This window comes from Sphingopyxis sp. H050 (assembly GCF_001468265.1).
GTDB lineage: Bacteria > Pseudomonadota > Alphaproteobacteria > Sphingomonadales > Sphingomonadaceae > Sphingopyxis.
In genome coordinates this window covers 100,416-113,295 of sequence record NZ_LNRZ01000003.1, presented here as the reverse complement: position 1 = coordinate 113,295, position 12,880 = coordinate 100,416, and the positions used below count along the sequence as shown (strand labels likewise).

Annotated in this window: 14 protein-coding genes; 5 read left to right on the top strand and 9 right to left on the bottom strand. The window is 68.6% G+C overall.

The features are described 5' to 3' along the window. Nucleotides 1–53: 53 nt before the first annotated feature. Complete coding sequence (gene xseA / locus ATE67_RS06755) at nt 54–1,490, bottom strand: exodeoxyribonuclease VII large subunit (RefSeq protein WP_058815984.1); 1,437 nt, start codon at nt 1,488–1,490, stop codon at nt 54–56. Between xseA and purD the strand changes: the two genes are divergently transcribed. Further along, nucleotides 1,489–2,766 carry a phosphoribosylamine--glycine ligase gene (purD, locus tag ATE67_RS06750; RefSeq protein WP_058815983.1) on the top strand — a complete coding sequence of 426 codons (1,278 nt, stop codon included), beginning with the start codon at nt 1,489–1,491 and terminating at the stop codon, nt 2,764–2,766. The genes xseA and purD overlap by 2 nt on opposite strands. Before the next feature lie 163 nt (nt 2,767–2,929). After that, nucleotides 2,930–3,736: a hypothetical protein gene (locus ATE67_RS06745; RefSeq protein ID WP_058815982.1), complete on the top strand. Its 807-nt coding sequence runs from the start codon at nt 2,930–2,932 to the stop codon at nt 3,734–3,736. A 46-nt stretch (nt 3,737–3,782) separates the two neighbouring features. Here ATE67_RS06745 and ATE67_RS06740 read toward each other — a convergent pair whose 3' ends face one another. The 4 genes from ATE67_RS06740 to ATE67_RS06725 all read right to left on the bottom strand — a co-directional run bounded on the left by ATE67_RS06740 (nt 3,783) and on the right by ATE67_RS06725 (nt 7,427). After that, entirely contained in the window at nt 3,783–4,934 is a 1,152-nt protein-coding gene (locus tag ATE67_RS06740) for an MBL fold metallo-hydrolase (RefSeq protein WP_058815981.1), read from the bottom strand. Between the two features lie 8 nt (nt 4,935–4,942). Continuing rightward, nucleotides 4,943–5,578 (bottom strand): DUF1013 domain-containing protein, encoded by a 636-nt coding sequence (locus ATE67_RS06735; protein WP_058816385.1) that lies wholly within the window; start codon nt 5,576–5,578, stop codon nt 4,943–4,945. A gap of 228 nt (nt 5,579–5,806) precedes the next feature. Beyond that, on the bottom strand, nt 5,807–6,430 hold the full coding sequence (locus ATE67_RS06730) for a glutathione S-transferase family protein (protein WP_058815980.1): 624 nt from the start codon (nt 6,428–6,430) through the stop codon (nt 5,807–5,809). Between the two features lie 16 nt (nt 6,431–6,446). Further along, nucleotides 6,447–7,427, bottom strand: coding sequence for an NAD(P)H-quinone oxidoreductase (locus tag ATE67_RS06725; protein WP_231728071.1), 981 nt, complete (start codon nt 7,425–7,427; stop codon nt 6,447–6,449). Nucleotides 7,428–7,570: 143 nt separating this feature from the next. On the opposite strand from ATE67_RS06725, the gene ATE67_RS06720 reads away from it, so the two are divergent. Then, nucleotides 7,571–7,768, top strand: a complete 198-nt coding sequence (locus ATE67_RS06720) for a DUF1192 family protein (RefSeq protein ID WP_058815978.1) — start codon at nt 7,571–7,573, stop codon at nt 7,766–7,768. A 149-nt stretch (nt 7,769–7,917) separates the two neighbouring features. Next, nucleotides 7,918–8,355 carry a hypothetical protein gene (locus ATE67_RS06715; protein WP_058815977.1) on the top strand — a complete coding sequence of 146 codons (438 nt, stop codon included), beginning with the start codon at nt 7,918–7,920 and terminating at the stop codon, nt 8,353–8,355. A 50-nt stretch (nt 8,356–8,405) separates the two neighbouring features. Here ATE67_RS06715 and ATE67_RS06710 read toward each other — a convergent pair whose 3' ends face one another. Further along, complete coding sequence (locus ATE67_RS06710; protein WP_058815976.1) at nt 8,406–9,728, bottom strand: hemolysin family protein; 1,323 nt, start codon at nt 9,726–9,728, stop codon at nt 8,406–8,408. A 202-nt stretch (nt 9,729–9,930) separates the two neighbouring features. On the opposite strand from ATE67_RS06710, the gene ATE67_RS06700 reads away from it, so the two are divergent. After that, entirely contained in the window at nt 9,931–10,620 is a 690-nt protein-coding gene (locus tag ATE67_RS06700; protein ID WP_058815974.1) for an OmpA family protein, read from the top strand. Nucleotides 10,621–10,691: 71 nt separating this feature from the next. Here ATE67_RS06700 and ATE67_RS06695 read toward each other — a convergent pair whose 3' ends face one another. Genes ATE67_RS06695 through folD form a run of 3 tightly spaced genes read right to left on the bottom strand, consistent with a single transcriptional unit; the run spans nt 10,692 to nt 12,876 of the window. Further along, nucleotides 10,692–11,321, bottom strand: coding sequence for a MarC family protein (locus ATE67_RS06695; RefSeq protein WP_058815973.1), 630 nt, complete (start codon nt 11,319–11,321; stop codon nt 10,692–10,694). Beyond that, nucleotides 11,318–11,983: a hypothetical protein gene (locus ATE67_RS06690; RefSeq protein WP_058815972.1), complete on the bottom strand. Its 666-nt coding sequence runs from the start codon at nt 11,981–11,983 to the stop codon at nt 11,318–11,320. Before ATE67_RS06690 ends, ATE67_RS06695 begins: the two co-directional genes overlap by 4 nt. Further along, on the bottom strand, nt 11,983–12,876 hold the full coding sequence (folD, locus tag ATE67_RS06685) for a bifunctional methylenetetrahydrofolate dehydrogenase/methenyltetrahydrofolate cyclohydrolase FolD (protein WP_058815971.1): 894 nt from the start codon (nt 12,874–12,876) through the stop codon (nt 11,983–11,985). The genes ATE67_RS06690 and folD overlap by 1 nt, the downstream gene beginning before the upstream one ends. Nucleotides 12,877–12,880: the final 4 nt, after the last annotated feature.

Sequence of the window (12,880 nt, the reverse complement as noted above, 5' to 3'; positions counted from 1 at the left end):
AAGTCATTGCACGCAATATAGCAGCTGCGCCGCTTTCGGCCACCCCAGCCCGATCAGAAAAGCTCGCCCTGCCCCCGGCCCGTCGCGCCCGGCGCCGCGGGGGGTTGCTTGCGAGCCGGCTTCGGCGCGGCGGGAGGCAAAGTCTGACCGCCGTCACTCACGGCAACCGGCACCTCGCCGTCGGCGAATTGCAGCCGCAGATGCCCGGCGCCGCGCGCCTTCGCCGCGGTCGTCACGATCGCGCCTTCGCCATCGCGCACCATCGCATAGCCACGCGACAGCAGCGCGCGCGGATCGAGCGAGTCGAGCAAGCGCCCCAGCCCTTCCAGCTTCGCGCGGTCGCGGTCCCAGCGCCGTTCGAGCAGCGCCGGCCGCAGCGCCTCCGAGCGCGTCGCCAGCCGCTCGGCGACCACGCCCAGCCGATACCGCTGCGCCCGGTCGAGCCGCTCGCCATTGTCGTCGAGCCGCTGGCGCTGCGGCGCATAGAGCGCCTCGCGCCGGGGCAGGTGCCGCGCCAGCGCCGCCAGCCGCTCGCTGCGCAAGGCCTGCTGGCGGTTCGCCGCGCCGATCATCCGCCCCTGCCATGTCGCAAGCTGCGCCTGCAACTCGGCGCGCACCGGCACCGCCATCTCGGCGGCCGCGGTCGGCGTCGGCGCGCGCACGTCCGCGACATAGTCGGCAAGCGTCACGTCGGTCTCGTGCCCGACCGCGCTGATCGTCGGGATGCGGCAATCGGCGATCGCGCGCACGACCACCTCTTCGTTGAAGGCCCACAGATCCTCGATCGACCCGCCGCCGCGCGCCACGATCACCAGATCGGGCCGCGGCACCGGCCCGCCGGGCGCCAGCGCATCGAACCCGCGCACGGCATTGGCGACCTGCGCTGCCGCGCCCTCGCCCTGCACCAGCACCGGCCACACGATCACGCGCGTCGGGCAGCGATCGGCCAGGCGGTGCAATATGTCGCGGATCACCGCGCCGGTCGGCGAGGTGACGACGCCGATGACCTGCGGCAGATAGGGCAGCGGCTGCTTGCGTGTCTGGTCGAACAGCCCCTCGCCGCCCAGCCGCGCCTTCAGCTTCTCGAAGAGCAGCATCAGCGCGCCTTCGCCCGCGACCTCGAGCGTGTCGACGACGAGCTGATATTTCGAGCGCCCCGGATAGGTGGTGAGCTTGCCGGTCGCGATCACCTCGATCCCGTCCTCGGGCCGGAAGGCGAGGCGGCCCGCCTGCCCCTTCCACATCACCATGTCGATGAGCGCATTGTCGTCCTTCAGCGCGGCATAGAAATGCCCCGACGCGGCGCGTTTCGCCCCCGACAGCTCGCCGCGCACGCGGACACGGGCGAAACCGTCCTCTACGGTCCGCTTGATCGCTGCGGATAATTGGCTGACCGACAGGGCGGGTGCATTGTCCCCCGGCACCGCCTCGGCTAACAGCCGCGCTTCGGTGCCATCGTCGGACGCCGGATCGGGAAAAGGGACTGACATGAATATCCTGCTGGTGGGCTCTGGTGGCCGCGAACATGCGTTAGCCTGGCAACTGGCACAATCGCCGAGTTGCGCCAAGCTCTATGCCGCGCCCGGCAACCCGGGGATCGAGATATATGCCGAATGCGTGCCTGTCGCCGCCGACGATATCGACGGGCTGATCGCCTTCGTGAAGGCGCATGCGATCGACTTCGTCGTCGTCGGCCCCGAAGCGCCGCTCGTCGCGGGCCTCGCCGACCGCCTCCGCGAGATCGGCATCCCCGCCTTCGGCCCCAGCGCCGCCGCCGCGCGGCTCGAGGGATCGAAGGGCTTCACCAAGGATCTGTGCGCGCGCGCCGGTATCCCGACCGCCGGATACGTTCGCTGCACCAGCGCCGAGGAAGCGCGCGCGGTGCTCGAAGGCTTTGCAATCCCCGTCGTGATCAAGGCCGACGGCTTGGCCGCGGGCAAGGGCGTGATCATCGCCGAGACGCGGACCGAGGCCGAGGCGGCGATCGAGCATATGTTCGACGGCGCCTTCGGCAGCGCGGGCGCCGAGGTGGTGATCGAGGAATTCATGACCGGCGAAGAGGCGAGCTTCTTCGCGCTCTCCGACGGGACCGACGTCATCGCCTTCGGCAGCGCGCAGGACCACAAGCGCGTCGGCGACGGCGACACGGGTCCGAACACCGGCGGCATGGGCGCGTACAGCCCCGCCCCCGTGCTCACCGCCGAGCTCGAAGCCGCCGTCATGGACCGCATCATCCGTCCGACGGTGGCGACGCTCGCCGCGGAGGGCACGCCTTATGTCGGCGTGCTGTTCGCCGGGCTGATGCTGACGGACGAAGGCCCGAAGCTGATCGAGTATAACTGCCGCTTCGGCGACCCCGAATGCCAGGTGCTGATGATGCGCTTCCGGGGCGATTTCGCCGCGCTGCTCCACGCCGCGGCGACCGGCGCCATCGCCACCGCCGACGCCCCGACCTTCGCGCATGACTATGCCCTCACGGTCGTGATGGCGGCGAACGGCTATCCGGGCACGCCCGAAAAGGGGGGCGCGATCCGCCGCATCGCCGATGCCGAGGCGGGCGGCGTGCGCGTCTTCCACGCCGGCACCGCGCGCGAGGATCGCACCTTGGTAGCCGCGGGCGGCCGCGTTCTCAACGTCACCGCGACGGGCAAGAGCGTCACCGAAGCGCAGGCGCGCGCCTATGCCGCGGTCGACAAGCTCGATTTCCCAAGCGGTTTTTGCCGCCGCGATATCGGCTGGCGCGAGGTCGCGCGCGAGGCGAAATAGGGCAACCTGGCCACCGGACTGGACGGCCAGCGACCCGCCGGATATTTGCATCCCCATCATGTGTCCCCGCGAAGGCGGGGACCCAGAGCGAAATTGCGCCAGCCGCCTTTGAACGCTCTGGGCTCCCGCTGCCGCGCGAGCACACAGACAGGGAGCGAATTGAATGGCGTGGCTTCAGGAAAATTGGATCATCGCAGTCGTCGGCCTCGTCGTCGCGGTGGTGCTGTTGTGGCTCCTCTTCGGCCGCAGGGCGCCGCAGGAAATCGAAACCCCGGCCGCCCCGCCCGCCGAACCGCGCAAGCCCTTGGAAGCGGTGAAGCCCGAAATCATCGCCGCCGAACCCGCGCGTTTCAAACCCAGGGAACCGGCGCCCGCACCTGTCGCCGCCGCTCCTCCTCCGCCGCCCCCTGCGCCGGAACCCGTCGCCGAAGCGCCGCCTGCGCCCGAACCCGAACCGGTTCCGGACCCCGCTCCTGAACCCGAACCGGTCGCCGAGATTCCGGAAGAGCCGACCGTTCCCGCGGAACCGGTCGCCGAAGCCCCCGTTCCGGCAGAGCCAGAGCCTGAGCCCGAGCCGCAGCCCGAGCCTGCACCAGCCCCGGAACCAGAGCCCGAACCCGCGGCGATCGCACCCGAGGAGCCCACGGTTCCGCCGCCGGCGCCCGAACCGGTTCCCGAAGTCGTTGCGACACCGGAACCGGCGGCGGCGCCCGCCACCACGAGCGACAATCTGCAACTGCTGAAGGGCGTCGGCCCCAAGATGGTCGTGCTGCTGAACGGCCTCGGCGTGACCAGTTTCCAGCAGATCGCCGACTGGACCGACGCCGACGTCGCGGCCATCGACCCCCAACTCGGCGCCTTCCAGGGCCGCATCGCACGCGACGCAATTGTCGACCAGGCCGGCTACCTCGCCCGCGGCGACAAGGCCGGGTTCGAAGCGAAATACGGCGCGCTGGGCGGGGAGTTGTAAGGGCTGGTCTCGAATCTACCCCAAAAGCGGGCGTCGGCGCGGAGCCTTAGGCCACCCCGTGATACCACCAGACGCCGTCGCGGTCTTCGCGCTGGACGCGGCCTTCGACTTCAAGCCGCTTTAGATGCGCGAAGGCTTCGCCCGTCGCCATGCCGAGCTGTTCCGGGCCGATCTTCCGGTTGAACAGCATCGGAAAACTGTCGACCGCGCGCATCGGCGCCTTCGCGATCGCCTCGGACAGATTGTAGAGCCGCATGCGATGCTCGTCGCGCAGCGCCATCAGGCGGACGTGCAGCCCGCGGAACGGCTGGCCGTGCGCGGGGCAGGTCACGACGTCGCCGGGGATCGTCGCGATCAGCTTGTCGATCGAGGCGAGCCATTCGCCGAGCGGATCGGCGTCGGGCTCGGTGATGTTGACCGACACGTTCGAGCTGATCCGCGGCAGCACCTGATCGCCCGAGACCAGAACGCCCTCGCGCTCGTTCCACAGGCACGCATGTTCGGGGCTGTGCCCCGATCCGGTGACGACGCGCCACCGGTGCCCGCCCATGTCGAGTGTCTCGCCGTCGCAAATCCGCACATAGGACCGCGGCAGCGCAAAGATCATCCGCTGGAACATGTTCCAGCCGCGCGCGCGCTGCGTCTCGATCGCCTCCTCGTCCCAGCCCGCGGCGCGCGACTGCGCGAGCACCTCGTCGGGCGTCGTGTCCGACGAATCGGCGACGATTGCGCGCGCGGTCAGCATCTCCCCGCGCGTCATCCACAGCTTCACGCCCTGCTTCTTCGCGATCCAGCCGGCCAGGCCGATATGATCGGGATGGAGGTGCGTGCCGATGACCCGCGTGATGCGCGTATCCTTCAGCGCCCCGGCATAAAGCGCCTTCCACGCGTCCGAGCACATGGTGAGGCAGATGCCGGTGTCGACGACCGCAACGCCGTCCGCGCCGTTATCGGCCGCGTCGTCGAGCAGCCAGCTGTTGATATGGCCGAGCGATCCCGGCATCGGAATGCGCGCCCAGCGGATGCCCGGCGCGATGCGGATCGTCTCGCCCACACCGGGCGCGGCGTCGCCCCACGGATAGGTCAGGCCCGCATGGCTGGTCGCGGTAAAGCTGTCGTCCTGCGTCAGCGAGGCGTCCGGCGAGCCGCTGGCCGCCGGAATATCGTCGTCGTCGCGCGAAGCCGGCCCCCCGGACATGCGACGCCTCAGGCTTCGCTGTCGGCTTCGGCTTCCTCGGCGGCGCGCGCTTCGGCGGCGGCGCTGCGCTCGGCGCGCAGCTCTTCGAGCAGCGCTTCGCGGTCGCCCTCGAGGCGATTGTCGGTCGGCGCGGCGATGCCGGCTTTCTTCGCTGCCTTCGCCACCAGCGCGTCGAGTTCGCGCTGCGAGCAGAGGCCGAGCGTGACCGGGTCCTTGGGGACGATGTTCGCGCTGTTCCAGTGGCTGCGGTCGCGGATCGCGCCGATGGTATTGCGCGTCGTCCCGATCAGCTTGCCGATCGCGCCGTCCGACACCTCGGGATGGTTCTTCAGGATCCAGGCGATGCCGTCGGGCTTGTCCTGGCGCTTCGACACCGGGGTGTAGCGCGGGCCGCGGGTGCGGCGGATCGTGTCCTGCGCCTGCTTGGTCATCTTGAGCTTGTAATTCGGGTCGGCCTGACCCTTTTCGATCTCTTCCATCGACAGCTCGTGCGCGCGCACCGGATCGCGGCCGGTATATTTGGTCGCGGCGGTCTCGTCGGCGATCGCCTGAACCTCCAGGATGTGGATGCCGCAATATTCGGCGATCTGAACAAAGGTGAGGCCGGTGTTGTCGACCAGCCAGGCGGCGGTCGCGTGCGGCATCAGCGGGGTTGCATCGGCATTGGCCATGACTGCTCTCCAAAAGCGCAAATAATAAGGGCCGCCCCTCGCGGGGCGGCCGGACATTGGCGGTGGATATATGCCGGAATGGCGAAAGGGGCAAGTGCGGGGATTCGAGGTTGGCTTTGGGGGTGGGACGCGGACGTTCCAACAAGGTCGCCCCCGCCTTGGCGGGGCGACGGCTGGGCTCGCTCGTCTCCGGACCTTGCGTTACTCCTCCATCGCCACGAACCCCGGCTCGGCTTCGATCCGCTCGATCCAGCGCCGTACCGCCGGATAGTCGGCAAGGGTGAACAGCCCGCTGTCCTCGGCGACATGCGTGTAGGCATAGAGGCAGATGTCGGCGAGCGAGAGGTCGTGGCCCGTCAGCCAGTCACGCTCCGCCAGATGCTCGTCCATCAGCGCCAGCGCGGCCTTGCCCGCCTCCTGCTTCACCGGCACGAGCGCGCGCTGGAGGTCGCTGAAATTATCTTCGCCGACCCAGCGCATCCAGAATCGCAGGGTCGCGACATTCGGCTCGTGATTATATTGTTCGAAGAACATCCAGCGCAGCATGTCGGCGCGCTCGAAGCGGTCGTGCGGGACGAGATGCGTCCCTTCCGCGAGATAGAAGCAGGCGGCGTTGCTTTCGGGCAGGAAATGGTCGCCGACCTGCAGCACCGGAATGCGGCCATTGGCGTTGACGGTCGCCAGAAAGTCCGGCGTGCGCGTCTCGCCCTTCATGATGTCATATGCACGCCGCTCGATCGGCGTCTCCAGCAGCGCGGCGGTCAGGCGAATCTTGTAGCAATTCCCGCTCGCCGCATATTCGTGAAGGATCGGCCAGTCGCTCATCACACCCCTCCCGTCGTTATGCCACCGTCAGCACGATCTTTCCGACATGCGCGCCCGCCTGCATCCGCGCGTGCGCCGCGGCGGCGTCGGTCAGCGGGAAGCTCTGGTCCATCGCGGGCTTCCAGCCGCCTTCGGACAGGCGCGGCCACAAAGTGCGATGGATTTCGTCGGCGAGCAGCGCCTTGAACTCGGCGCTGCGCGCGCGCAGCGTCGAGCCGGTCATCGTCAGGCGGCGGCGCATCAGCTGCGAAATGTCGATCTCGACCTTCGCGCCGCGCTGGAAGGCGATGGTGACGTGACGGCCGTCGTCTGCAAGGCACTCCAGATTGCGCGGCACATAGTCGCCGCCGACCATGTCGAGCACCACCTCGACGCCCTTGCCGCCGGTGAAGGCCTTCACCGCCTCGACATAATCCTCGGACGAATAGTCGACGGCGAGATCGGCGCCGAGCGCGCGCGCCGCGTCGCATTTGTCGGCGCTGCCGCAGGTGACGATCGTCCGGATTCCGAATAGTTTGCAAAGGCCGATCGCGGTCGTGCCGATGCCGCTGGTGCCGCCGTGGACCAGCGCGGTCTCGCCCTCGCGAACATAGGCGCGCTCGAACAGATTGTGCCAGACGGTGAAGACGGTCTCGGGCAGCGCCGCCGCCTCGGCCATCGAAAAGCCCGCGGGAACCGGCAGGCAGCTGCCGACCGGCGCGACGCAATATTCGGCATAGCCGCCGCCCGCGATCAGCGCGCAGACCGCCTGCCCCAGCAGTTCGGGATCGTCGCCCGGCCCGACCGCGACGACGGTGCCCGAAACCTCGAGCCCCGGCAGGTCCGACGCGCCCGGCGGCGGCGGATAGACGCCCATGCGCTGGAGCACGTCGGGACGGTTGACCCCCGCCGCGGCGACGCGGATCAGCGCCTCGCCCGGCCCCGGCTGCGGCACCGGCCGCGTCTCGGGCACCAGCACATCGGGTCCGCCGGGCTCGCGGATGGCGATCGCGGTCATGGTCGCTGGCAGGCTAGTCACTGATATTCCCCCACATTCATCGGGCGTCCCCACAACGCCCATGCCCCGCCTTATTGACAGAGGTGCGACACGGGTCAACAGTCACGCGCCCTCAATGGGTGACCAGCGAGAGAGGACGCGCCATGGACGATGACGACCTTCCCCGCCGCCGCGACGATGTGCTCGCGGCGCTGATCAAGCAGCCGCTCGATCCCTTGTCGCTCGACGAACTCGACGAGCGCGTCGCGGTCCTCGAAAGCGAGATCGCGCGCGTCAAGGCGCACAAGGCGGCCGCGGGCGCTTTCAAGGCGAACGCCGAGGCGCTGTTCCGCAAGGGATGACCGGACGCTACCGGAGCGCGACATGCATCGCATCGTCATGCTGGACTTGCCTCAGCATCACGAGAATTGAGAGGCTGCTCCCCGCCCCAAAACAAACTATGGCCAAATAGCTCTTTCCTACATTATTCCGCCGTGCTTCACACTGGTCGATGGAACACAGCACCCCACGCGCTCCGCTGCTCGCCGAGACCCGCCTCGCCTTTGCGCCCGTGCCGCAGCAGCGCCATCGCGCCGACGGATGGACCCCGGAAACACAGGCCAATTTCATTCGCGCGCTGGGCGCGATGGGCTCGGTCGGCAAAGCCGCAAAGGCGGTTGGTATGGGTCGCGCGTCCGCTTACCGCCTGCGCGAACGGCCCGACGCCGCCAGCTTCGCCGCGGCGTGGGATCGCGCGATCTCGATGGGGCGCATGCACCAATATAGCATTGCGATGGACCGGGCGATCAACGGCGTGACCATTGTTCGCGTCCTGCGCGGCGGCGCGATCGACGTCAGCGGCGGCCCCGACATGGCGGTCGTCCACGCCGCGCTGCGCGACGAGGCCAGCCCGCCGCATCTCCTTAAAGCGACAAAGGAGACAGAATGACGGCGTATGTCCGTATCTTTTGTCGCTTTAAGCCCGCAAGCGGCCGGGCATCATTCGCCTTCGTCGTCCTTCGGCTTGCGAACCTCGGTGACCAGCAGCTTGTCGATCTTGCGGCCGTCCATGTCGACTATCTCGAACTTCCAGCCGCGGTCGGTGAAATGCTCGCCTTCCTCGGGCAGATGCTTCAGGATCGCAAGCGCATGGCCCGCGGCGGTCGCATAGTCGCGGTCGTCGCCCAGCTCGATTCCCAGCCGCTCGGCCATCTGGTCGGCGGGCATCGATCCCGCGATCAGCAGGCTGCCGTCGTCGCGCTCGACCACGAAGGGTTCGCTGCCGATGTCCTGATCCGACGCGAACTCGCCCGCGATCGCCGACAGCAAATCGGCGGGCGTCACCAGCCCCTCGAAATGCCCATATTCGTCGTGGACGAGCAGCATCGGCACATCGGCGGCGCGCAGCGCCTCGAGCGCGTCCATCGCGTCGATCTGGTCGTGGATGACCTTGGCCGACCGCGTCAGCTTTTCGATGTCGAGCGCTTCGCCGCGGAACAGCGCGCCCGCGATATCGCGCGCCTGGACGATGCCGACGATGTCGTCGACCGACCCGCGCGCCACCGGGATGCGCGTATGCGGGGTTTCGAGCAGTTTCGCGCGCACCGCGTCGGCGTCGGACGATATGTCGATCCAGTCGACGTCGATGCGCGGCGTCATCACCTCGCGCACCGGCCGGTCGGCGAGGCGCACGACGCCCGAAATGATCGCGCGTTCGCTTTCCTCGATCACCCCCGACTTCGACGCCTCGGCGACGATCAGGTGCAGTTCCTCGGCGGTGACGCGCTCCTCGGATTCGCGGTTGAGCCCGAGCAGGCGGAAGATCAGCGCCGAGCTGTTGTCGAGCAGCCAGACGAGCGGCGCCGCGATCCGCGACAGCCAGTACATCGGCACCGCCATGAGGATCGCGATGCGTTCGGGCGTACGGAGCGCGAACTGCTTCGGGACCAGTTCGCCCGCGATCAGCGAGAAATAGGTCGTCACCGCGATCACGAGCGCGAAGCCGATATTCTCGGCATTTTCGGGGTCGAGCCCGGTCCAGGCCTGCAGCCGTTCGGCGACCGGGCCGCCGAGGCTGGCGCCCGAATAGGCGCCGGTCAGCACCCCGATCAGCGTGATGCCGACCTGCACGGTCGAGAGGAAGCGGCCAGGATCGGAGGCGAGCTGGCGCGCCAGCCTGGCGCCGCGGCTGCCGCGTTTTTCGGCCGCCTGCAGCCGCGGATCGCGCGACGAAACGATGGCCAGTTCGGACATGGCGAAAGCGCCGTTGAGGAGCACAAGGATCGCGATGATCGCGACGTCGCCCCAAGGAAAAGGGCTCATTGGGCAAGCATATGGCGTTGCGGCGCCCGGCCCCTGTCATCTTCGGTCATGCGCCTCCCTATAAGCGAAAGCCGTCCGATTACAAATGGCGCGCTCAGGCGGCGTTCAGGCGCCGGATGGAACCACATCCCGGCCAATATGTTATCGGCTTGACGGCCGCGGCGGAGGACCAGTCCGGCGGCCGAAAAAAGGGAGCGATAGAATGAAGACCACCACCCTCAGGCTCGCTGCGATGGCCAGCCTTGGCGCGCTGACTCTCAGCGCCTGCGTGACCGATCCCGAAACGGGCGAGAAGCGCATTTCGAAGGCCGCGATCGGCGGCATCGGCGGCGCGCTCGGCGGCTATCTGCTCGGCGACCTGATCGGCGGGCGCAGCGACCGCACCGAAAAGATCGTCGGCGCGGGCATCGGCGCCGTCGCGGGTGCGGGCGTCGGCTATTATATGGATCAGCAGGAAAAGAAGCTGCGCGAACGCACCGCGGGCACCGGCATCGATGTCGAGCGCCAGGGCGACCAGCTCGTCCTCAACATGCCCGGCGACGTCACCTTCGATTACAACAGCGCGCTCGTGAAATCGCAGTTCCGCAGCGCGCTCGACAGCGTCGCCTCGACCCTCGCCGAATATCCGAGCACCTATATCGACGTCTATGGCCACACCGATTCGACCGGCAGCGATAGCTATAACCAGGGCCTGTCGGAGCGCCGCGCGGCATCGGTCGCCGATTATCTTGCCGGCCGCGGCATCCAGCGCGCGCGCATGGCGACGCTGGGCTATGGCGAAACCCAGCTCAAATGCTCGCCCGAACGCAGCGAGGCCGACTATCAGTGCAACCGCCGCGTCGAAATCCGCATCGCGCCGGTGACGCAGAACGACGTCAACGCCGCGGGCTGAACAGGTTCCATTCCCGTGGACGTTCCATTCCCGTGGAACAGCGGGCGTCGCCTGCGGGCGGCGCCCCTTTCTTATCCCAGGCTGGGGAAGCTGGCCTTGAGCCCGTCGATCACGAACTGCGCCGCCAGCGCCGCGAGCAGCACGCCGAGCAGCCGCGTGATCACCGCCTCGCCCTTGTTGCCGATCAGCCGCATCAAGGGGCCGGCGAGGAGCAAGGCGGCGAGCGTCAGCAGCAGCACGACGAGCAAGGCGGCAAAGATCACCAGCGCCCGGTCGAGGCCGTTGTTCTGCGACACGAGCAGCATCACCGAGGCGATCGACCCCGGTCCGGCGAGCATCGGCATCGCCATCGGAAACACCGAGACATCCTCGACCTCGGGGGTCGCCCGGACCTTTTCGGCGCGCTGTTCACGCCGTTCGGTGCGCTTTTCGAACACCATGTCGATCGCGATCACGAACAGCATGATGCCCCCCGCGATCCGGAAGCTGTCGAGGTCGATATGCAGAAAGCTCAGCAGCGCTTCGCCGAACATCGCGAAAAAGACGAGGATGAGGCCCGCGATCAAGGTCGCGCGGATCGCCATCGCGCGGCGCTGCTCGGCGCTCGCCCCCGTCGTCAGGCTGGCGTAGATCGGCGCGCAGCCCGGCGGATCGATGACGACGAACAGCGTCACGAAGGCCGAGATGAACAGGTCCATCATGGCGCCGGCGCCGCCACCCGGTCGTCGATGACGGTCTTCATGGCCTTGCCGTCCCACAGGCGGATGATGACGCGGCGCGACCGGTCGGGATGGACGGTCGAGGTCCAGCTCAGCGTCTGGTCGCCCGACAGGCCGACCGCCATGTCGTCGCCCTCGGCGCCGGCCTCGATCGGCACCGCGGGGCGCGCGCCGCATTGCGCCTGGCTCGACTCGATAAACTCGGGCGCCGCGCGCGGCGTCGACAGGCCGTCGCCATGATCGAGCACCCAGCGGATCTTGCCGCTCATCGGATCGCGCATCCACACGGTCGTGAAATAGCCGTTTGCGCCCGCCTTCTGCCAGGCGCCCGTCGTCGCGCCGCTGTTGCCGTCGCAGCTGACATAGACCGCATGCGGCTGCCATTTGACGGCCTCGGCAGGATCCTTCTGCGATTTCAGCCAGTCGCGCGCCTTCACGCGCTGCGGCACGAACATCACCGCGTCGGGCGCCGACGTCTCGCGAAACGCGGTCCATTGCCCCTTCTCCTGCGCCAGCCGCGCGAAGGCGATCTCGGCGGCGACATAGGCGCTGGGGTTCGCGGCGAGCGGGCGCTTGCGCGGATCGGGGCCCTGCGAACAGCCGGCGAGCAGCGACAGGGTGACAGCGGCAAGGACGAGGCGCATCAGAAACCCTCCGGATCGGCAAGGCCCGCGCGGCGGTGCGCGGCGACGAGCGTGTTGCGGAGCAGACAGGCGATCGTCATCGGCCCGACCCCGCCGGGCACCGGCGTGATCGCGTCGGCGACGGCGGCGGCGGACGCGTAATCGACATCGCCGACCAGACGCCCCTTCGCTTCGCCATCGGCGGGCGGCAGGCGGTTGATGCCGACGTCGATCACGACCGCGCCCGGCTTGATCCAGTCGCCCTTGACCATCTCGGGCCGCCCGACCGCGGCGACGACGATATCGGCGCGCCGGACGAGATCGGGCAGGTCCTTCGTCCGGCTATGCGCAATCGTCACCGTCGCATTGGCGCCGAGCAGCAGCGCCGCCATCGGCTTGCCCACCAGGATCGAGCGGCCGATCACGACCGCATCCTTGCCGCCGAGGTCGCCGAGCCGGTCCTGGAGCAGCAGCAGGCAGCCATAGGGGGTGCAGGGCACCATCCCTGCGATGCCGAGCGCAAGCCGCCCCGCGCTGACCGGGGTCAGCCCGTCGACATCCTTGTCGGGATCGATCGTCGCGACCGCGCGCTGTTCATCGAGATGGGCGGGCAGCGGCAGCTGGAGCAGGATGCCGTCGACCGCCTCGTCGGCGTTGAGGGTCGCCAGCAGCGCCTCGACCTCATCCTGCGTCGCGGTCGCGGGCAGGCGGTGCTCGAAGCTCGCCATCCCGGCGGCGAGCGTCGCCTTGCCCTTCGATCCGACATAGACCGCACTCGCCGGGTCATCGCCGACGAGCACGACCGCAAGCCCCGGGGCGCGGCCGGTCGCAGCCTCGAACGCCGGCACCGCGCCGGCGATCCGGGCGCGCAGTCCGGCGGCGAACGCCTTCCCGTCGATGACCGCCGCCGCCATCGGA

Coding starts and splice junctions, on each gene's coding strand:
- purD (WP_058815983.1), top strand. CDS start 1,489: ATGAATATCCTGCTGGTGGGCTCTGGTGGCCGCGAACATGCGTTAGCC.
- xseA (WP_058815984.1), bottom strand. CDS start 1,490: ATGTCAGTCCCTTTTCCCGATCCGGCGTCCGACGATGGCACCGAAGCG.
- ATE67_RS06745 (WP_058815982.1), top strand. CDS start 2,930: ATGGCGTGGCTTCAGGAAAATTGGATCATCGCAGTCGTCGGCCTCGTC.
- ATE67_RS06740 (WP_058815981.1), bottom strand. CDS start 4,934: ATGTCCGGGGGGCCGGCTTCGCGCGACGACGACGATATTCCGGCGGCC.
- ATE67_RS06735 (WP_058816385.1), bottom strand. CDS start 5,578: ATGCCGCACGCGACCGCCGCCTGGCTGGTCGACAACACCGGCCTCACC.
- ATE67_RS06730 (WP_058815980.1), bottom strand. CDS start 6,430: ATGAGCGACTGGCCGATCCTTCACGAATATGCGGCGAGCGGGAATTGC.
- ATE67_RS06725 (WP_231728071.1), bottom strand. CDS start 7,427: ATGACCGCGATCGCCATCCGCGAGCCCGGCGGACCCGATGTGCTGGTG.
- ATE67_RS06720 (WP_058815978.1), top strand. CDS start 7,571: ATGGACGATGACGACCTTCCCCGCCGCCGCGACGATGTGCTCGCGGCG.
- ATE67_RS06715 (WP_058815977.1), top strand. CDS start 7,918: ATGGAACACAGCACCCCACGCGCTCCGCTGCTCGCCGAGACCCGCCTC.
- ATE67_RS06710 (WP_058815976.1), bottom strand. CDS start 9,728: ATGAGCCCTTTTCCTTGGGGCGACGTCGCGATCATCGCGATCCTTGTG.
- ATE67_RS06700 (WP_058815974.1), top strand. CDS start 9,931: ATGAAGACCACCACCCTCAGGCTCGCTGCGATGGCCAGCCTTGGCGCG.
- ATE67_RS06695 (WP_058815973.1), bottom strand. CDS start 11,321: ATGATGGACCTGTTCATCTCGGCCTTCGTGACGCTGTTCGTCGTCATC.
- ATE67_RS06690 (WP_058815972.1), bottom strand. CDS start 11,983: ATGCGCCTCGTCCTTGCCGCTGTCACCCTGTCGCTGCTCGCCGGCTGT.
- folD (WP_058815971.1), bottom strand. CDS start 12,876: ATGGCGGCGGCGGTCATCGACGGGAAGGCGTTCGCCGCCGGACTGCGC.